Genomic DNA, 17,886 nt, shown 5'->3' with positions numbered 1-17,886 from the left:
ATGACGACGCCACAGCCAAACCAGCCCTTCGCCGACGCCCGTCCTGCGGCGCGGCCGTTGCGCTCGCGCGCGGGCGACTGGCTCGCGCGCCGTCTGGGCGTGAGCGGCGGCGGCCGGCTCGAATGGTGGGTGCGGCTCTTTTTCCGGCCGCCCGCCGAGGGCCGGCGCGATCTGCCGTTGTGGCTCGCGCGCGTGTCGGTGGCGTTCCTCGCGGCTCGCTTCGACGTCGTGCGTCCCGCGCCGTTGCGCGCCTGGCTGTGGCGCGTGTTCGTGCGGCCGCGGCCGCTGCGGCTCTCCATTGCCCCGAAGATCGGACGCGGCCTGCTGTGGCTCGGACGCTATGGCGTGCTGCCCATTTACCGCTTATGGCGCGGCGCAGTCGGGGCGCTCGACCGCCAACTGGCGAGACTGCCGTGGCAGCGCTGGGGCACTTCGCTGGAAGCGGGCGCGACGCGCGCGGGCCGCATCCGCTGGCTGATGTTGATGCTGGCGGCGCTCGGCGCCGTGCTGTGGGCGCTGGTCGGCACATCGCCGCTGGCCGGCGTGAACCAGTACGTGTTTTTCGGCCTGACCATCGCGCTCGCTTTGCTGATCCGCCGTCTGCCGGGCCGCCTTCCGGTGCTGCTGCTCGCGTCGTTGTCGTTGCTCGCGATGCTGCGCTACGTCTGGTGGCGCGCAACGCAGACGCTCGACTTTCACGGCCCGAGCGAAGCGATCGTCGGTTACGCGTTGTTCGGCGCCGAGGCGTACACGTGGCTCGTGCTGCTGCTCGGTTTCGTGCAGACGGCCTGGCCGCTCGAACGGAAAGTGTCGCCGCTGCCCGACGACCGTTCGCGCTGGCCGAGCGTCGACGTCTACATTCCGACTTATAACGAGCCGCTCGCGGTCGTGAAACCGACCATTCTCGCGGCGCAGGGTATCGACTGGCCCGAAGACCGCCTGCACATCTATCTGCTCGACGACGGCAAGCGTCCCGAGTTCGAAGCATTCGCGCGCGAGGCGGGCATTCGCTATCTGACGCGCACCGACAATCTGCATGCGAAGGCGGGCAACATCAACCGCGCGCTCGCGAAGACGAACGGCGACTACATCGCCATTTTCGATTGCGATCACGTGCCGAGCCGGTCGTTCCTGCAAACGACGATGGGCACCTTCCTGCGCGATCCGCTGTGCGCGATGGTGCAAACGCCGCATCACTTCTTTTCGCCCGATCCGTTCGAACGCAACCTCAATACCTTCCGCCGCGTGCCGAACGAAGGCGAACTGTTTTACGGGCTCGTGCAGTCGGGCAACGATCTGTGGAACGCGACGTTCTTCTGCGGCTCGTGCGCCGTCATCAAGCGTGCGCCGCTGGAAGAAGTGGGTGGCGTCGCCGTCGAGACCGTCACCGAAGATGCGCATACGGCGCTCAAGCTGCATCGGCGCGGCTATACGACAGCGTATCTGCCGTATGTGCAGGCCGCGGGTCTCGCCACCGAAAGCCTCGCCGGCCATATCAAGCAGCGCACGCGCTGGGCTCGCGGCATGGCGCAGATTTTCCGCATCGACAATCCGTTTTTCGGGCGCGGGCTGAACCTGTTCCAGCGTATCTGCTACGGCAACGCGATGCTGCACTTCTTCTACGGCGTGCCGCGTCTCATCTTTCTGACGATGCCGATGGCGTTCCTGTTCTTCGGCATGTACGTGATCAACGCATCGGCGACGACGATCGCCGGATTCGTGTTGCCGTACATCATGTTGTCGAGCATCGCGAACTCGCGGCTGCAAGGCCGCTATCGACGCTCGTTCTGGGCGGAGGTCTACGAATCGGTGCTCGCGTGGTACATCGCGGTGCCGACCACGCTCGCGTTCTTCAGCCCGAAGCACGGCAAGTTCAACGTGACGGACAAGGGCGGCCGCATGGACGAGGGCTATCTCGACTGGTCCGTGTCGAAGCCCTACATCGTGCTGCTGGTGCTGAACGTGGTGGCGATGCTCGCGGGCGTGTACCGCATCGTGTTCGGTGTCGGCGAGGAGTTCGCCACTGTACTCATGAACGTGTTCTGGACCGCCTACAACCTCGTGATGCTCGGCGCGGCCGTGAGCGTCGCGCGTGAGGCGAAGCAGATTCGCGGCAGCCACCGCGTGCCGATGAGCATGCCGGCCACGCTCTTGCTCAGCGACGGCACCACGGTCGCGTGCATGACGAGCGACTACTCGACGGGCGGCCTCGGTCTTCACGTCGCGCCCGGCCTGCCGCTCGCTGAAGGCGACTGGCTGCAGGTGTGCGTGAGCCGCGGCGACCGGCAGTTTGCCTTTCCGGTCCACGTGGTGCGGGCGGCCGGTCAGCATCTCGGCGTGCAATTCGACGAGTTGACGCTCGAGCAGGAACGCCAGCTCGTGCAATGCACGTTCGGCCGCGCGGACGCATGGATCGCCGCCGCCGACGAAGCGCGCACCGAGGAGGACGCGCCGTTGCGCGGGCTCGCCGAAGTGGTGCTGATGGGCGCCGAAGGTTATTCGCGCCTGCTGCAAGGCCTGTCGCAGAAACTGCGTGCGGTGTTTGCGCTGGACGAAAGCCGCTATTGAAGCATTGAGCTATTGAACCGCCGGCGCGAGGCGCCGGAATCTGAGGTTGGATCGAATGAGTGTCTGGAACCTGTATTTCCTGCTGAAGCTGTATCTGTTCAGCACAGGCCATCTGCATCCGCTGTGGCTCGCGAACATCGCTTTCGCGCTGGCGCTCGCCGCGACGGGCGCATTGCGCAACCGTCTGCTGCGGGTGTTGCGCGCGGTGATCGCGCTGGCCGTCGGCATCGTACTGATGTATCACGAAGCCGCGATTCCGCCGTTCGCGCGGCTCGTCGAGGAGTTCGGCAATCTCGAGTCGTTCAGCTTCGGTTACTGGATGGAACTCGCGCAACGCTTCGTTCCGCCCGCGGCTTTGTTCGCCGCCTGCTGCGCGATAGTCGCGTATGTGGTGGTGAACCGCTGGTTGCGCGTGACGAGCTTCGTCATCATCGCGCTCGTGGCATTGCCGGTCTGGCAGGCGAGCACCAATGCGCTCGCCACGATTCAGGCGGCCGCCACGCTGCGCACGGGTGCGAAGGATGGCGGCGTCGCGCAGCCCGGCGCGCCGCTCGACCATACCGCGGCGCTGGCCGCGTTCCGTGCCGGCGAATCGCAACGTCAGGTGAGCATGGCCCATCTCACGAGCGATCCGAACCAGCAGTTCGACGTGATCGTGCTGCACGTGTGCTCGCTTTCATGGGATGACCTCGATGTATCGAAGGCGCGCAACAACCCGATGTTGAGCCACTTCGACTATCTGTTCACGAACTTCAGCACCGCGGCAAGTTATAGCGGCCCGGCGGCGATCCGCGTGTTGCGCGCAAGCTGCGGGCAGGAGGCGCATGCCGACCTGTACAAGCCCGCGGCGCAGCAGTGCTATCTGTTCTCGCAACTGGCGCAGGCCGGTTTCGCACCGCAGACCATCCTGAATCACGACGGACACTTCGACAACTTCCTGCAGATCATCAAGGACAACGTCGGCGTGCCGAATGTGCCGATGATCTCGAGCGCCGACGTGCCGGTTGCGATGCATGCCTTCGACGGCTCCGCGATTCACGACGACTACGGCGTGCTCGCGAAGTGGTTCGCGCAACGGCAGCAGACGGCAGGGCCGGTCGCGCTGTACTACAACACGATCAGCCTGCACGACGGCAACCAGTTGCCGGGCGTGAGACAGACCAGCATCGAGTCGTACCCGGCGCGAGTCAACAAGCTGATGAACGACTTCGACCGGCTCGCCGATCTGATCGCCGCGTCGGGACGGCGCGCGGTGATCGTGTTCGTGCCTGAGCATGGCGCTGCGCTGCGCGGCGACGCCAACCAGGTGGCGGGCCTGCGCGAGATTCCGACGCCGCGGATCGTGCACGGACCCGTCGGCGTGCGGCTCGTCAATCTTCCTGGCAGCCACGGGCCGACCACGGTCATCGACCAGCCCACGAGTTTTCTGGCGGTGTCGCAACTGCTGTCGAATCTGGTGTCGAACAGTCCGTTCAAGCCGGGCGTGACGCTGTCGCAGTACGCAGCCGATCTGCCGAAAACGGAGATGGTGGGCGAAAACGAAGGCACCGTCACGATGAAGACGGCAACCGGTTACGTGGTGAAAACGCCGGACGGCGTGTGGGTGGACGAGAAGTGAACAAGCCTGAATTGCAGCCGAAGCAGGAGCAGGAACCGAAGCAGCGCAGGTGGTCGGTCAACGACATTGCCGGCCTCGCGCGCTCGCTGCCCGAGATCGATCCGTCGAAATACGTCGACGAGCAGGCCGAGCATGCGTATGCGCATGCGCTCGTGAAGTGGCCGGTGATGGCGCGATTGATGGGGCTCGTGAAAGAGCCGCGGTAACAGAAGCGCTAAAACAAGCGCTAAAAGAAGCGCGCCGGTCGAGCCGACGCGCGCAATTACTTCGGTAAGCGAAGCAATTGAAGCATCAATTAAAGCCGTTCGGATTCGCGGACTGCCAGCGCCAATGGTCCGCACACATTCTTTCGATACCGAACTCCGCACGCCAGCCGAGCACCTCCAGCGCCGCGCGCGGATCGGCAAAGCACGACGCCACGTCGCCCGGACGGCGCGCGACGATTTCATACGGCACGGGCCGGCCCGACGCCTTCTCGAATGCCTTCACGACGTCGATCACGCTATAGCCCTGGCCAGTCCCGAGATTGACCACGAAGCTCGCGTCGCGCTTCACGAGCGCATCGAGCGCGGCCAGGTGCCCGCGCGCCAGATCGACCACGTGAATGTAATCGCGCACGCCGGTGCCGTCCGGCGTTTCATAATCGCCGCCGAACACGCGCAGCTTGTCGAGCTTGCCGACCGCGACCTGCGCGACATAGGGCATGAGGTTATTCGGAATGCCTGCGGGATCTTCGCCGATCAGGCCGCTCTCGTGCGCGCCGACCGGATTGAAATAGCGCAGCGTGGCGACGCGCCACGACGGGTCCGCGACCTGCAGATCGCGGAGCACCTGTTCGGCGATCAGCTTCGACTGGCCATACGGATTGGTGGCCGACAGCGGAAACGATTCGTCGATGGGCGAGCTTTTCGGCACGCCGTACACCGTGGCCGACGAACTGAACACGAACTGCTTCACGTTGCGATCGCGCATCACGCCGAGCAGCGCGAGCAGGCTGCCGACGTTGTTGCTGTAGTACTCGACAGGCTTCGCGACCGATTCGCCCACCGCTTTCAGCGCCGCAAAGTGAATCGCGCCGGTGATCGGATGCGCGTCGAAAATCCGGTTGAGTGCGGCTTCGTCGCGTGCGTCGGCTTCATGAAACGCGACCGTGCGGCCGGTGATCTGTTCGACACGCCGTAGCGATTCGCGCTTGCTGTTCACGAGATTGTCGATTACCACGACGTCGTAGCCACCGTTCAGCAGTTCGACGCAGGTATGCGAGCCGATGAAGCCCGCGCCGCCTGTTACCAGAATCGTGCCCTTCGTGGTCATGCTGTTGCTCCGTTAAAGTAAAACGCCCGTCATTTTTTGCACCAGGTCTTTATACGTTTCGACGACGACGCGTTCGTCGAATTCCTGCGCGACTTTCTGCCGGCCGCGTTCCGCCATCGCGCGGCGCTCTGCGCCGCTCATGTCGAGCATCTGCGCGAGCGCGTCCGCGAGGCTGTCCGCGTTGCGCGCTTCGCAAAGCAATCCGTTGACGCCGTGCGCGACCACTTCGCGGCAGCCGGGCACGTCGGTCGCGACAATCGGCCGTCCCATCGCCGACGCTTCCATCAGCGTGCGCGGCACGCCTTCGCGATACGAAGGCAAAACGACGCAATCCGCATCGGCGATAAAGGGCCGCACGTCGTGCGCCTCGCCGAGATACTCGACGATGCCTTCGCGTTCCCACGCCGCGACTTCGTCGCGCGTGATCGCACTCGGATTGTCGACGCCGACCGGCCCGAGCAACTGGAAGCACGCATGCGGATAGCGTTCGCGCACACGCCGCGCCGCTTCGACGTATTCGCCCACGCCCTTGTCCCACAACAAACGGCCGATCAGCACGAACCTGAATTCCGCGCGCTCGGGCAAGGGCGTGAAGCCGAATTGTTCGAGGTCGACGCCTTCGCCGTGCAGAAGCCGCGCGCGTTCAGGATGCACCAACAAATTCTGTTCGACAAACGCTGTCTGATCGTCGCGATTCAAAAACCATATTTCGCGCGGAAAACGGAACGCAAAACGATACAGTTTTTTGGCGACCTGCGCGGCGCGGCTCCGCTGGATGAACACATAGCCGAGACCCGTTGTGACCGCAACCGATTGCACGCCCGCGAGCTTCGCCGCAATCGAGCCGTAAATATTCGGCTTGATCGTGTAGTGAAACACGACGTGCGGGCGAATCGCGCAGTAACGGCGGTAGAGCGACCACAGCGTGCGCAGATCGTCGCGCGGATTGGTGCCTTTCGACGCGACCGGCAATTCGATGCAGCGGCAACCCATTGCCGTCAGCAGTTCGAAGGTGCGGTCGCGCGGCGCGAGCACCGTCACGTCGACGCCGCGTCCCACCAGCATGCGGATCAGGCCTTGCCGATACGTATAGATTGCCCAGGCGGTGTTACACACGAGTGTAATGCGCAACGCGGGCGTCGACTTCAGGGCTGGCTTCATGCGGGAACGAACTCGGCGGTGAATGAAAAGACAAGCTGTGAGAACAGGCGGACGACGACGACCAAACTGCGCAAAACCGCGCGAGGCCGCGGCTCAATGACTCGCGCGCGCAGCCAGAAGGCCGCGTTTGACCCGCTGCAACGCGCGGTAAGGCGTCACGAGATGCAGCAGATTTTTGCCGAGGCCCAACCAGTCGTACGGATTCGCGACGTTGAAGTAGCGCAGTTGCAGCCGCAGCGTCGACAGCACCTGGCGGCGCCGCCTGGTCGCGCTGATGCCGCCTTCGTTCAGCTCGTAGTACAGGCCCAGCTCCGGCAGATTCGCGCAGTCGTAGCGCTCCATCAGGCGTACGAACAGATCGAGGTCCTCGGCCGAACGATACATCGCGCGATAGTTGCCGACGGCGCGCACCGCGTCGATTCGCAGCATCATCGAAGGATGCGCGAGGCATGAGCGGAAAAAGCGCAGGCGGCGGATGTCCGCCGGGTCGCTCGGCGGCGTCAGCATGAAGAGCGGCTCGCCCGCGCGCGTGACGACCTGCGTCCACATGCCGAGGCCGGCGACGCGCGGATGCGCTTCCATGAACGCGCGCTGCTTCGCAAGACGCTGCGGCACGCTGCGGTCGCCCGCGTCGATGCGCGCCGCGTAACGATAGCCGCGCTGCGCGAGCGCGTCGATGCCGGCTTGCAGTGCGCGCTCGATGCCGCCGTTCACCGGCATGCGCAGCACTTCGATGTGCATGTTGGCAAGCTCGGGCGCGACGATGGGCGGCGTGCTGCCGTCATCCACGATCAGAACGTGCACCAGCGGACGTTCATCGAACGATGCGAGCGTCAGATCGACGTCGGCCTGGCCGTTATAGGCGGGCATCAGCACCGCGACGTCGTCGAGGCAGTGCGGCGGCGTGTCGGTGGCGGGAAGCGTCATGGGCGCAATTTGAAACGAATGTAATAAAGATTAACTGCCGCCGCCGCCAGATAACCGCACGCGAGTCCCGCCAACGCGCCATAGGCGCCGAGCCGCGGAATCGCCAGCAGATTGACGACGAACGCCACGGCAAGCGCGAGCAGCCATTTAAACAGCAACACGAACTTCGCCTGATACTTGAGTACGACGAGATTGCCGATCGCCTCGATGCCCGCGGGCACGGAAAGCCACACGGCCCAGCGGAAAATCTCGATGGCGCCTTCGAAGCCCGGCCCGAACACGCGGCGAATGATAAAGCCCGCGAGCAGGTCGAGCACGAGCGCGCCGCCGATCATCAACGCGGCGGTCATCGCGGTGAGGCGCCAGATGTTCCGGCGCAATTGCGCGGCCTGCTGCACACGGTAGACGAATGCGGGCGCGATAGTCTGTGCGAGCATTAACGCAAGCGTGATCCAGTTTTCGTTCAGTTGCTGCGCGGCCGAATAACGCCCAAGATCGGCGAATGAAATGGCGCGTTCGAGCATGAGCCGGTCCAGTTTCAGGAACAGGTACATACAGATCAGGCCGAGCCAGAACACCGTGCCCGCGCTCGCAAAATGCCTGAACAGCGAGCGGTCGAAGTGCCAGCCCAGCTTGCCGCCATGACGTCGAATGTAATAGACGACCAGCACGCCGCCGATGGCCGCCGACTCCAGCGCCCACAGCCAGCCGAAGCGCGAGGGCTCGGCAGCCGCGCGCACGAGCAGATAGACGAAGCCCGCCTTGATGACCGCGGTGCTCATGCTCGTGAGCAACTGCGGCTTGCTGTACGTCATGCTTTGCAGCCACGCATTGATCACGCCGACGAACGGTTCGCGAAACAGCATCGTGACGGCAAGGCCCGCGAGCATCGCGCCGACGAGCGGATCGAAGAGGCCGAGTGCAATGGCGAGCCATGTGAGCAGCAACGCCGCGACCGAAACGGCAAAGCGCAGCGTGAAGGCGCTGCCGAGCACGGTGCCGAGTTGCGCGGGCGGCCGCGCGACGATGGTGGGCACCAGAATCTCCGCGCCGCATACCCATGTGATCGGCGAGAGCACGAGCAGCAGCGTGTTCGCGTATTGCCATTTGCCGAACGTATCGGGTCCGAAGTAACGCGCGAGGATGCCGCTGATCGCAATCGCCACGCCGATTTGCGTGAGCCGTTCGAGCCCGAGCCAGACGATATTCGTGAACGCGCGCGTGACGTCCGGATTGGCGAAGCGTTTGAGCGTCAGCATCCGGCAGGCGCCCGCCAATGCATCGTGCGCGAGTGCGCGCACCTGGCAGGCCATCCCGGCAACTTTACAAATGGAGGGCGTCTAAGCATTAGAATGGCGTTACCAGGCTGGTCCGAAAAGCGCAATTATAAGTTGGAACCGGATCGCTTCCGGCAAGGGCGCGGCACCATGTCCGATCACCATGATTTACCGATCTGCATGACCGCGCCGGTCAAAATTTTCCATTGCACGCAAGTGAGCCAACATGATCTCCAAATCTATTTTCAAGGCGTATGACATTCGCGGTGTGATCGGCAAGACGCTCGACGCCGACACGGCGCGTTCGATCGGCCGCGCATTCGGCAGCGAAGTGCGTGCGCAAGGCGGCGACGCTGTAGTCGTCGCGCGCGACGGTCGCCTGTCGGGTCCGGAATTGATCCAGGCATTGTCGGACGGCCTGCGTGCGGCCGGCGTCGACGTGGTCAATGTCGGCATGGTGCCCACGCCGGTCGGCTACTTCGCGGCAAGCGTGCCGTTGCAGCTCGAAGGCGGCGAACGCCGTGTCGATTCGTGCATCGTCGTGACGGGTAGTCATAATCCGCCGGATTACAACGGCTTCAAGATGGTGCTGCGCGGCTCGGCGATTTATGGCGAGCAGATTCTCGCGCTGCATCAGCGCATCGTCGACGAAAACTTCTCCGAAGGCAGCGGCACCTACACCGACTACGACATTGCCGACGCGTATCTCGAACGCATTGCGAGCGACGTCAAGCTCGCGCGTCCGATCAAGATCGTGGTCGATACCGGCAACGGCGTCGCGGGCGGTCTCGCGCCGAAGCTCTTCAAGAAGCTCGGTTGCGAACTCGTTGAACTGTTCACCGAGATTGACGGCAACTTCCCGAACCATCACCCGGACCCGGCTCATCCGGAAAATCTTCAGGACGTGATTCGCGCGCTGAAGGAAACCGACGCGGAAATCGGCTTCGCGTTCGACGGCGACGGCGACCGCCTTGGCGTCGTCACCAAAGACGGCCAGATCATTTATCCGGACCGCCAACTGATGCTGTTCGCCGAAGAAGTCCTGTCGCGCAACAAGGGCGCGCAGATCATCTACGACGTGAAGTGCACGCGCAATCTCGCGAAGTGGGTCAAAGACAAGGGCGGCGAGCCGCTCATGTGGAAGACGGGTCACTCGCTCGTGAAAGCGAAGCTGCGCGAAACGGGCGCACCGCTCGCGGGCGAAATGAGCGGCCACGTGTTCTTCAAAGACCGCTGGTACGGTTTCGACGATGGCCTGTACACGGGCGCACGTCTGCTCGAAATCCTCACGCGTGTGCAGGACCCGAGCAAGCTGCTGAACTCGCTGCCGAACTCGCATTCCACGCCGGAACTGCAACTCAAGCTCGAGGAAGGCGAGAACTTCGAACTGATCGCGCGCCTGCAGAAGAACGCGCAATTCACCGGCGCGGACGACGTGGTGACGATCGACGGCCTGCGCGTCGAATATCCGGACGGCTTCGGCCTTGCGCGTTCGTCGAACACCACGCCGGTCGTGGTCATGCGTTTCGAAGCCGATAACGACGCGGCGCTCAAGCGCATCCAGGAAGATTTCCGCCGCGTGATAATGGCGGAGAAGGCGGACGCAAAGCTGCCGTTCTAAAAGCTTGAACGGCGGCAGCGAAGGCGCTGCGGTTCGCAATAGGCTGCGGTGATTTTCAAAACGCGGCGCGGGTCTCACTTACCGCGCCGCGTTTTTTCATGCCGATCAGCTATGTCGCGCTAGAATTGCCGTCCTGGCGACGCGACATCAGCGCATAAGCGCATCAAGGTCGTGTCGCCGCTCGCTGGAGGTATATCGCGTGAAGCGAAGCGGCAGGTTTTTCGCCGCGCCTCTTTCAATGCATCTTAGGACCGCCTGGCCGGTTTTCCTCTCTTGAGCGTGCAAAAGATATTGATCGTGAGGGTGTCGTCGCTGGGCGACGTCGTCCATAACATGCCGGTGATCGCCGACATCCGGCGCCGCCATCCCGACGCGCAGATCGACTGGCTCGTCGAGGAAAGCTTCGTGGGGCTGGTCGAACTCGTTAGCGGCGTGCGGCGTGCGATTCCTGTGTCGCTGCGGCGCTGGCGCAAACGCATTCTTTCGCTCGACAACTGGCGCGAGATCGGCGCGTTTCGCCGCGCGCTCGCCGCCGAGCACTACGATCTCGTGATCGACTGCCAGGGGCTCATCAAGACCGCATGGGTCGCGAGCATGGCGCGCGGACCGCTCGTCGGGCTCGGCAATCGCACGGATGGCGCCGGCTACGAATGGCCGGTGCGATTCTTCTACGACAAGCGCGTGCCGATCGCGCCGCGCACGCATGTTGTCGAACGCACGCGGCAACTGGTGGCCGCGGCGCTGAATGAGCCCGAGCCGCAACCCACCGACGAGATCGACTTCGGCATCGACACGGGGCGCGCTGCGCTGGCGTTGTCGGCGGCCAATCTGAATCTTCCGGTGCCTTACGTGGTGTTCGTGCACGCGACCTCGCGCGCCGACAAGCAATGGCCCGATACCGCGTGGATCGAATTGGGCCAGGCGCTCGTGCGGCGCGGCGCGTCGATCGTCCTGCCGTGGGGCAGCGACGCCGAGCGCGCGACGAGCGAGCGTCTCGCGAAGGAATTCGGCGCGGCGGCCATCGTGCCGCCGAAGTTGTCGTTGCCCGCGGTCGTCGGATTGATCGAAGGCGCGGCTGCGACAGTCGGCGTTGACACAGGTCTGGTTCACATTGCGGCTGCGCTGAAGCGGCCCACGGTCGAGTTGTACAATTTCGCCACCGCGTGGCGTACCGGCGGCTACTGGTCGCCGAACGTCGTCAATCTCGGCACGGCCGGGCAACCGCCCACGCTGCAACAAGTGAAGTCCGCGCTTGCCGGCTTCGGCCTGCTGTAATTCGTCCGGCGCGCTTCGCCTTACGCATCATCCGTTTTCAAGGGCGATCATGAACGAAACACAGATCATCGAAGTCGCGAACGCCGACTGGCACGCACGCAATCTGTCCGTGCCGCGCGAGACGCTGCTGGCCGGCGTCGAACGCGGCAAAGTGCTGTATTTTCCGAATCTGCGCTTTGCTATCGAAGGCGGCGAGCAGGCGCTGCTCGATCCCGCGCTCGCCGATCCGAATCGCAAGAACATCAGCCTCGAACCGAACGGCGGCGCGCTGCATGGCGTGGCTGGGGACGCCGTCACGCAGTCCGCGGTGCGCGCGTTGATCGCGCGTTATCAGGCGAATGCACGCACGCTGGTCGACGGGCTCTTTCCCGAATACAACGGCCGGCTGCGGGTCGCGCCCACGAGCCTGCGGCTGCATCAGGTGGAAACGCGCCAGACCTCGTGGCGCAAGGACGATAGCCGTCTGCACGTCGACGCATTCCCGTCGCGGCCGAATTACGGCGAGCGCATTCTGCGCGTGTTCACCAACGTCAATCCGCATGGCGTGCCGCGCGTGTGGCGAGTCGGCGAACCGTTCGAGGACATGGCCAAACGCTTCCTGCCGCGCATCAAGCCGCAAATGCCGGGCGCCGCGTGGCTGCTGAATCTGCTGCATGTGACGAAGTCGCCGCGCAGCGAATACGACCATCTGATGCTGAATCTGCACGACGGCATGAAGGCCGATCTCGAGTATCAGAAGACGAGTCCGCAGGAGACCATGCCGTTTCCGCCGGGCAGCGTGTGGGTGTGTTTCTCCGACCAGACTTCGCACGCGGTGATGTCCGGTCAGTTCATGCTCGAACAGACCTTCTTTCTGCCGGTCAAGGCGATGGCGCAACCCGAGTGCGCGCCGCTCGGCATACTCGAACGCCTGAAGGGCAGGGCGCTGGTTTGAGCGCCGCTTATTGCGAGTCGCCGGCTTCGTCAGCCCGTCGCGTGCTTCGTGATGCGGAGCGCGCATGCTGAGGGTGATCTATAACGCGCTGTGGTGGATCATCGCGCCTGTCGCCGTGCTGCGTTTGCTGATCCGCTCGCGCAAGGAGCGCGGTTATCGTCAGCATATCGGCGAACGCTTTGGGCATGCGCGCGGACGTTTGCCTGAGGACAACGCGCCGTTGATCTGGGTGCATGCCGTGTCGGTCGGCGAGACGCGCGCCGCGCAGCCGCTGATCGACGCGCTCATGAAGGCGCGTCCCGATGCGCGCATTCTGTTGACGCACATGACGCCGAGCGGCCGCGCAACCGGCGAGCAGATTTTCGGCGACCGCGTGTTGCGCAGCTATCTGCCGTACGACATGCCTCACGCCGTGCGGCGTTTTCTGCGCGCGTGGCGGCCGTCGGTCGGTCTCGTGATGGAGACCGAAGTGTGGCCCACGCTGATCGACGAATGCCGTCGCGCGGATGTGCAACTCGTGCTGACCAATGCGCGCATGTCGGCGCGCTCATTCAAGCGCGCGGCGAAGTTCGGCGGCGCGACGAAGGACGTGTTCGGCGGTTTTGCGCGCGTGCTGGCGCAAAGTCCGTCGGATGCCGAGCGGCTCACCGCGCTCGGTGCGCGCAACGTCGCGGTGCTCGGCAATCTGAAGTTCGACATGAGCACGCCGCCTGAACTGGCGGCGCGCGGTCATGCGTGGCGCGCGGCGATCGGCGCGCGTCCCGTGTGGGTTGCGGCAAGCACGCGCGAGGGCGAAGAGGAACTCGTTTTGCAGGCGTTCTCCGAGCTTGGCGTGGAAGGCGCGCTGCTGATTCTCGTGCCGCGTCATCCGCAACGCTTTAACGAAGTGGCGGCGCTCGTCGAGAAAGCGGGCTTGCGGCTCGCGAGGCGTTCGCAATGGGCGCCGGATGCGAAGGTGGCATCGGCCGCGGTGGCTGCGAGCGGCGGCGTGCCTGCGTTGCCGGCGGACGTGAATGTGCTGCTCGGAGATTCGATGGGCGAACTGGGCGCTTATTATGCGGCCTCCGACTTGGCGTTTATCGGCGGCAGTCTGTTGCCGCTCGGCGGACAGAATCTGATCGAGGCATGCGCGGTCGGCGTGCCGGTGCTGATCGGCCCGCACGTGTTCAACTTCACGCAGGCCACGGCCGATGCGGTCGCCGCGGGCGCGGCGGTGCAGGTGCAAGACCCGGCCGATCTCGCCCGCGCACTGCGCGATCTGTTCAACGACAAGGCGCGGCGCCTCGCGATGGGCGGCGCGGCATCGGCCTTCGCCGCGCGCCATCGCGGCGCGACCGCGCGCACGGTGGATGTGTTGATGGCGGTGTTGCCGGAGTGAGGGGGGCTCGGCGCTTCTTGCTAATTAACTCGTATATCCTGAAGACAACTGCGTTTCGCACCGATCACCCTCATCCGGGCGAGTGAGACGCCGAGCATCATGCTCCGCCGTCAAACCCTCAACAACCCCTTCCGCTCGATAAACCGCACCACCTGATCCAACCCGTCGAGCGCCTTCAGATTGGTCATCACGAAAGGCCGCTCGCCGCGCATTTTCTTCGCGTCCGAAGCCATCACGTCGAGGTTCGCGCCGACCATCGGCGCGAGGTCCGTCTTGTTGATCACGAGCAAATCCGACTTGGTGATGCCGGGGCCGCCCTTGCGCGGAATCTTCTCGCCGCCCGCCACGTCGATCACGTAGATCGTCAGGTCCGACAGTTCCGGGCTGAAGGTTGCCGCGAGATTATCGCCGCCCGATTCGATGAAAACGATGTCCGCGTCCGGGAAGCGCGTGAGCATGCGATCGACGGCTTCGAGGTTGATCGACGCGTCCTCGCGAATCGCCGTATGCGGGCAGCCGCCCGTCTCGACGCCCATGATGCGCTCGGCCGGCAACGCGCCCGCCACCGTCAGCAGGCGCTGATCTTCTTTCGTATAGATGTCGTTGGTGATCGCGACAAGATCGTATTGTTCGCGCATCGCCTTGCAGAGCATTTCGAGCAGCGTGGTCTTGCCCGAGCCGACCGGACCGCCGACGCCCACGCGCAGCGGCGGCAGTTTCTTCGTGCGAACGGACGAGTGAGCGGAATGTTGAGGTGCGTTCATGATGGATCGATTTATGAGCGAAAGAGCCGCGAATACTGCGACTCGTGACGCGCCGACAGAATGCCGAGCTGCGGCGCGAAAGTGTTGATGTGTTCCGGCGATGTGGCGAGCGCGCGCGTCACCGCTGCGTCGATCGGTCCGCGCAACGCGACGATAATGCGCTGCCCCGCGAGTTGCCCGAGCGGCACCGCCTTCAATGCGGCAGCGGCCTGGTTCTCCACCCAACTGAATGCGTACGCGGCGAGAGCGGCATCGACCGCGGCGTCGTGCGCATAGGCGGCGAAAGCGAATGCCGTGGGCTGAGCGAGCGGCGTGATCGCACTAAGCGTCGCGCGCCGCGCTGCATCGCTCCATTCGAGCGACACGCACAATTGCCGCAGCGACCACCCCATTTGCTCGGTCTCGCGACGTAACTCGGCGGACTCGCGGCTCGCGAGGAATTCGCGGTTCGCTTGTGCGAGGCCGTCGGCGTCGTGCGTGCGCCAGCGTTCCATTTGATGCGCGAGGAACGGCAGTTCGCCATGCGCGAGGACGTCGGTAAGGCCGCTTGCGATCCAGTCGCGGGCCGAGTCGGCGTCGGTGATCAGTTGCGCTTCGATCGCCGCTTCGAGACCCTGCGAATAACTGAATGCGCCGATCGGCAACGCCGGCGACGCGAGATGCAATAGCGCAGTGAGTTCAGCGATGCGCATGGTGAGCGTGATGCGCGTGGCCGCAAGATTCGTCGTGTACGTGGGCTTCGTGATCGTGCGAGTGGCCGTGATCGTGCGAGTGGCCGTGGCCTTCGTGGCCATGCTCATGATCGTGCGAATGCTCATGCCCATGATGCTCGCCGAACACCTGCTGCGCCAACGCATAGTCTTCGGCGAAGGTCTCGTCGTGGCCATGCTTGTGGCCGCCGCCATATGCGCCCGACTCGGGCTGAAACGGCATCGACACCTGATCGACCGTTGCGCCGATGCGCTTCAACATATCGGCGAGAACGGGATCGTATTCGAGCTTCAGATAATCCGCGCCGACTTCAACCGGCGTATGACGATTGCCGAGGTGATACGCGGCGCGCGTGAGCGTCAGCGTATCTTTCGCGCGGACCACGAGCACGGTTTCCGCCGCGGCGACCACGCGCACGAGGCCGCCGTCGTCGGCGACCAGCACATCGCCGTCGCGCAGAACGGTGCCGCGCGGCAGCAGCATCGCCACTTCCTCGCCGTTATCGAGCGTGGCCGCGAGGCGGCTCTTGCGACGTTCGTCGAACGCGAGTGTCAAGGTCGGCGCGCGCTTGATCAGCACGGGCGCGAGCTTCAGATGAGGTGCAAGCAGTTTGTCGAGTGTGCGCATGATTAGAACAGGAAATAGCGTTGCGCCATCGGCAAGACCGTGGCCGGTTCGCAGGTCAGCAGTTGACCATCGGCGATCACCTGATAGGTTTCGGGATCGACGCTGATCGACGGACGCCACGCGTTGTGAATCATGTCGGCCTTCGTGATGTTGCGGCAGTTCTTCACGGCCACGATACGCTTGTTCAAACCATAACGCTCGGCAACGCCAGCCTCGGCGGCCAGTTGCGAAACGAAAGTCAGCGACGTGCGCCCCAACGCACCGCCGCGCGTCGCGAACATCTCGCGATAATGCACCGGCTGCGGCGTGGGAATCGACGCGTTGGGGTCGCCCATCTGCGCCATCGCGATCATGCCGCCCTTCAGAATCAGCGAAGGCTTGATGCCGAAGAACGCCGGCTCCCAGAACACGAGGTCGGCCCACTTGCCCGGCTCGATCGAACCGACTTCATGCGCGATGCCGTGCGTGATCGCGGGGTTGATCGTGTACTTGGCGACGTAACGCTTCGCGCGAAAGTTGTCGTGACGCGCGCCGTCTTCGGGCAGCGCGCCGCGCTGCACCTTCATCTTGTGCGCGGTCTGCCATGTGCGGATGATCACCTCGCCCACGCGGCCCATCGCCTGCGAATCGGACGACAGCATCGAGAGCGCGCCGAGATCGTGCAGGATGTCTTCGGCGGCAATCGTCTCGCGGCGTATGCGCGACTCGGCAAACGCAATATCTTCCGCAATCGACGGGTCCAGGTGATGGCAGACCATCAGCATGTCGAGATGCTCTTCGAGCGTGTTGACGGTGTAAGGGCGCGTCGGATTCGTCGACGAAGGCAGCACGTTCGCCTCGCCGCATACCTTGATGATGTCCGGCGCGTGGCCGCCGCCCGCGCCTTCGGTGTGGTACGTGTGGATCGTGCGGCCCTTGAACGCGGCCACGGTCGCTTCGACGAAACCCGCTTCGTTCAACGTGTCCGTGTGAATCGCGACCTGCGTGTCGGTGTCATCGGCAACGGAGAGACAGTTGTCGATCGCGGCCGGCGTCGTGCCCCAGTCCTCATGCAGCTTCAGGCCGATCGCGCCCGCCGCGATCTGTTCGAGCGCGGGCTGCGGCTGGCTCACGTTGCCCTTGCCGAGAAAGCCGAGGTTCATCGGATAACCGTCGGCGGCTTGCAGCATGCGTTCGAGATGCCACGGACCCGGCGTGCAAGTGGTCGCATTCGTGCCCGTTGCGGGGCCAGTGCCGCCGCCGAGCATCGTCGTCACGCCGCTTGCGAGCGCTTCTTCAATCTGCTGCGGGCTGATGAAGTGAATATGCGTGTCGATGCCGCCCGCCGTCACGATCAGTCCTTCGCCCGCGATCACTTCGGTGGACGCGCCAATCGCAATCGTCACGTTCGGCTGAATGTCGGGATTGCCCGCCTTGCCGATCGCGGCGATGCGGCCGTCCTTGATGCCGATGTCGGCCTTCACGATGCCCCAGTGATCGAGAATCACCGCATTCGTCACGACAGTATCGACAACCTCGGCATGCACGCGCTGCGACTGGCCCATGCCGTCGCGAATCACTTTGCCGCCGCCGAATTTCACTTCCTCGCCATAAGTCGTGAAGTCGCGCTCGACTTCGATCAGCAACTCGGTGTCGGCGAGACGCACGCGGTCGCCGGTGGTGGGGCCGAACATTTCCGCGTATGCGCGGCGGCCAATGCGTAAGGTCATGG

Annotated in this window: 15 protein-coding genes; 7 read left to right on the top strand and 8 right to left on the bottom strand. The window is 64.2% G+C overall.

What is annotated here, in order from left to right:
• Genes bcsA through C8K18_RS08630 form a run of 3 tightly spaced genes read left to right on the top strand, consistent with a single transcriptional unit; the run spans position 1 to position 4,392 of the window.
• Positions 1–2,568: a UDP-forming cellulose synthase catalytic subunit gene (gene bcsA, locus C8K18_RS08640; protein WP_258196086.1), complete on the top strand. Its 2,568-nt coding sequence runs from the start codon at positions 1–3 to the stop codon at positions 2,566–2,568.
• 55 nt (positions 2,569–2,623) lie between these two features.
• Positions 2,624–4,186 carry a cellulose biosynthesis protein BcsG gene (gene bcsG / locus C8K18_RS08635; RefSeq protein ID WP_006048605.1) on the top strand — a complete coding sequence of 521 codons (1,563 nt, stop codon included), beginning with the start codon at positions 2,624–2,626 and terminating at the stop codon, positions 4,184–4,186.
• Positions 4,183–4,392, top strand: a complete 210-nt coding sequence (locus C8K18_RS08630; RefSeq protein ID WP_374710223.1) for a hypothetical protein — start codon at positions 4,183–4,185, stop codon at positions 4,390–4,392. Before bcsG ends, C8K18_RS08630 begins: the two co-directional genes overlap by 4 nt.
• An 85-nt stretch (positions 4,393–4,477) precedes the next feature.
• Here C8K18_RS08630 and galE read toward each other — a convergent pair whose 3' ends face one another.
• From galE to C8K18_RS08610, 4 genes are all read right to left on the bottom strand, one after another.
• Positions 4,478–5,500: a UDP-glucose 4-epimerase GalE gene (galE, locus tag C8K18_RS08625; RefSeq protein WP_029971085.1), complete on the bottom strand. Its 1,023-nt coding sequence runs from the start codon at positions 5,498–5,500 to the stop codon at positions 4,478–4,480.
• 12 nt (positions 5,501–5,512) lie between these two features.
• Complete coding sequence (locus C8K18_RS08620) at positions 5,513–6,661, bottom strand: glycosyltransferase family 4 protein (protein ID WP_107707227.1); 1,149 nt, start codon at positions 6,659–6,661, stop codon at positions 5,513–5,515.
• 93 nt (positions 6,662–6,754) lie between these two features.
• Positions 6,755–7,588 carry a glycosyltransferase gene (locus C8K18_RS08615; RefSeq protein WP_107707226.1) on the bottom strand — a complete coding sequence of 278 codons (834 nt, stop codon included), beginning with the start codon at positions 7,586–7,588 and terminating at the stop codon, positions 6,755–6,757.
• Entirely contained in the window at positions 7,585–8,847 is a 1,263-nt protein-coding gene (locus tag C8K18_RS08610) for an oligosaccharide flippase family protein (RefSeq protein ID WP_107707361.1), read from the bottom strand. Before C8K18_RS08610 ends, C8K18_RS08615 begins: the two co-directional genes overlap by 4 nt.
• A 244-nt stretch (positions 8,848–9,091) precedes the next feature.
• On the opposite strand from C8K18_RS08610, the gene C8K18_RS08605 reads away from it, so the two are divergent.
• From C8K18_RS08605 to waaA, 4 genes are all read left to right on the top strand, one after another.
• Positions 9,092–10,486: a phosphomannomutase/phosphoglucomutase gene (locus C8K18_RS08605; RefSeq protein WP_006048597.1), complete on the top strand. Its 1,395-nt coding sequence runs from the start codon at positions 9,092–9,094 to the stop codon at positions 10,484–10,486.
• A 273-nt stretch (positions 10,487–10,759) separates the two neighbouring features.
• The gene (waaC, locus tag C8K18_RS08600) at positions 10,760–11,761 is read left to right on the top strand and encodes a lipopolysaccharide heptosyltransferase I (RefSeq protein WP_029971088.1); all 1,002 of its coding nucleotides are present in this window, start codon (positions 10,760–10,762) and stop codon (positions 11,759–11,761) included.
• A 49-nt stretch (positions 11,762–11,810) separates the two neighbouring features.
• Positions 11,811–12,695: a Kdo hydroxylase family protein gene (locus tag C8K18_RS08595; RefSeq protein ID WP_006048595.1), complete on the top strand. Its 885-nt coding sequence runs from the start codon at positions 11,811–11,813 to the stop codon at positions 12,693–12,695.
• Positions 12,696–12,759: 64 nt separating this feature from the next.
• Complete coding sequence (waaA, locus tag C8K18_RS08590) at positions 12,760–14,073, top strand: lipid IV(A) 3-deoxy-D-manno-octulosonic acid transferase (protein ID WP_107707225.1); 1,314 nt, start codon at positions 12,760–12,762, stop codon at positions 14,071–14,073.
• A 110-nt stretch (positions 14,074–14,183) separates the two neighbouring features.
• Here the strand turns inward: waaA and ureG are convergent, their stop codons facing one another.
• The 4 genes from ureG to ureC are packed head-to-tail and all read right to left on the bottom strand — an operon-like array spanning position 14,184 to position 17,884.
• On the bottom strand, positions 14,184–14,837 hold the full coding sequence (ureG, locus tag C8K18_RS08585; RefSeq protein ID WP_006048593.1) for an urease accessory protein UreG: 654 nt from the start codon (positions 14,835–14,837) through the stop codon (positions 14,184–14,186).
• 11 nt (positions 14,838–14,848) lie between these two features.
• A complete protein-coding gene (locus tag C8K18_RS08580) occupies positions 14,849–15,529 on the bottom strand; it encodes an urease accessory protein UreF (protein WP_107707224.1) in 681 nt (226 codons plus the stop codon).
• Positions 15,516–16,175: an urease accessory protein UreE gene (ureE, locus tag C8K18_RS08575; RefSeq protein ID WP_107707223.1), complete on the bottom strand. Its 660-nt coding sequence runs from the start codon at positions 16,173–16,175 to the stop codon at positions 15,516–15,518. The genes C8K18_RS08580 and ureE overlap by 14 nt, the downstream gene beginning before the upstream one ends.
• Before the next feature lie 2 nt (positions 16,176–16,177).
• On the bottom strand, positions 16,178–17,884 hold the full coding sequence (gene ureC, locus C8K18_RS08570) for an urease subunit alpha (RefSeq protein WP_006048590.1): 1,707 nt from the start codon (positions 17,882–17,884) through the stop codon (positions 16,178–16,180).
• Between the last annotated feature and the right edge of the window lie 2 nt (positions 17,885–17,886).

The organism is Paraburkholderia sp. GV068 (assembly GCF_003058125.1).
GTDB lineage: Bacteria > Pseudomonadota > Gammaproteobacteria > Burkholderiales > Burkholderiaceae > Paraburkholderia > Paraburkholderia graminis.
Note: the sequence above shows the minus strand (reverse complement) of the source record. Positions and strands in the feature narration are given on the sequence as shown.

Excerpts from the sequence above, each read along its gene's own strand:
- bcsA (WP_258196086.1), top strand. The coding sequence starts at position 1 with ATGACGACGCCACAGCCAAACCAGCCCTTCGCCGACGCCCGTCCTGCG.
- bcsG (WP_006048605.1), top strand. The coding sequence starts at position 2,624 with ATGAGTGTCTGGAACCTGTATTTCCTGCTGAAGCTGTATCTGTTCAGC.
- galE (WP_029971085.1), bottom strand. The coding sequence starts at position 5,500 with ATGACCACGAAGGGCACGATTCTGGTAACAGGCGGCGCGGGCTTCATC.
- C8K18_RS08620 (WP_107707227.1), bottom strand. The coding sequence starts at position 6,661 with ATGAAGCCAGCCCTGAAGTCGACGCCCGCGTTGCGCATTACACTCGTG.
- C8K18_RS08615 (WP_107707226.1), bottom strand. The coding sequence starts at position 7,588 with ATGACGCTTCCCGCCACCGACACGCCGCCGCACTGCCTCGACGACGTC.
- C8K18_RS08610 (WP_107707361.1), bottom strand. The coding sequence starts at position 8,847 with ATGCTGACGCTCAAACGCTTCGCCAATCCGGACGTCACGCGCGCGTTC.
- C8K18_RS08605 (WP_006048597.1), top strand. The coding sequence starts at position 9,092 with ATGATCTCCAAATCTATTTTCAAGGCGTATGACATTCGCGGTGTGATC.
- C8K18_RS08595 (WP_006048595.1), top strand. The coding sequence starts at position 11,811 with ATGAACGAAACACAGATCATCGAAGTCGCGAACGCCGACTGGCACGCA.
- waaA (WP_107707225.1), top strand. The coding sequence starts at position 12,760 with ATGCTGAGGGTGATCTATAACGCGCTGTGGTGGATCATCGCGCCTGTC.
- ureG (WP_006048593.1), bottom strand. The coding sequence starts at position 14,837 with ATGAACGCACCTCAACATTCCGCTCACTCGTCCGTTCGCACGAAGAAA.
- C8K18_RS08580 (WP_107707224.1), bottom strand. The coding sequence starts at position 15,529 with ATGCGCATCGCTGAACTCACTGCGCTATTGCATCTCGCGTCGCCGGCG.
- ureE (WP_107707223.1), bottom strand. The coding sequence starts at position 16,175 with ATGCGCACACTCGACAAACTGCTTGCACCTCATCTGAAGCTCGCGCCC.
- ureC (WP_006048590.1), bottom strand. The coding sequence starts at position 17,884 with ATGACCTTACGCATTGGCCGCCGCGCATACGCGGAAATGTTCGGCCCC.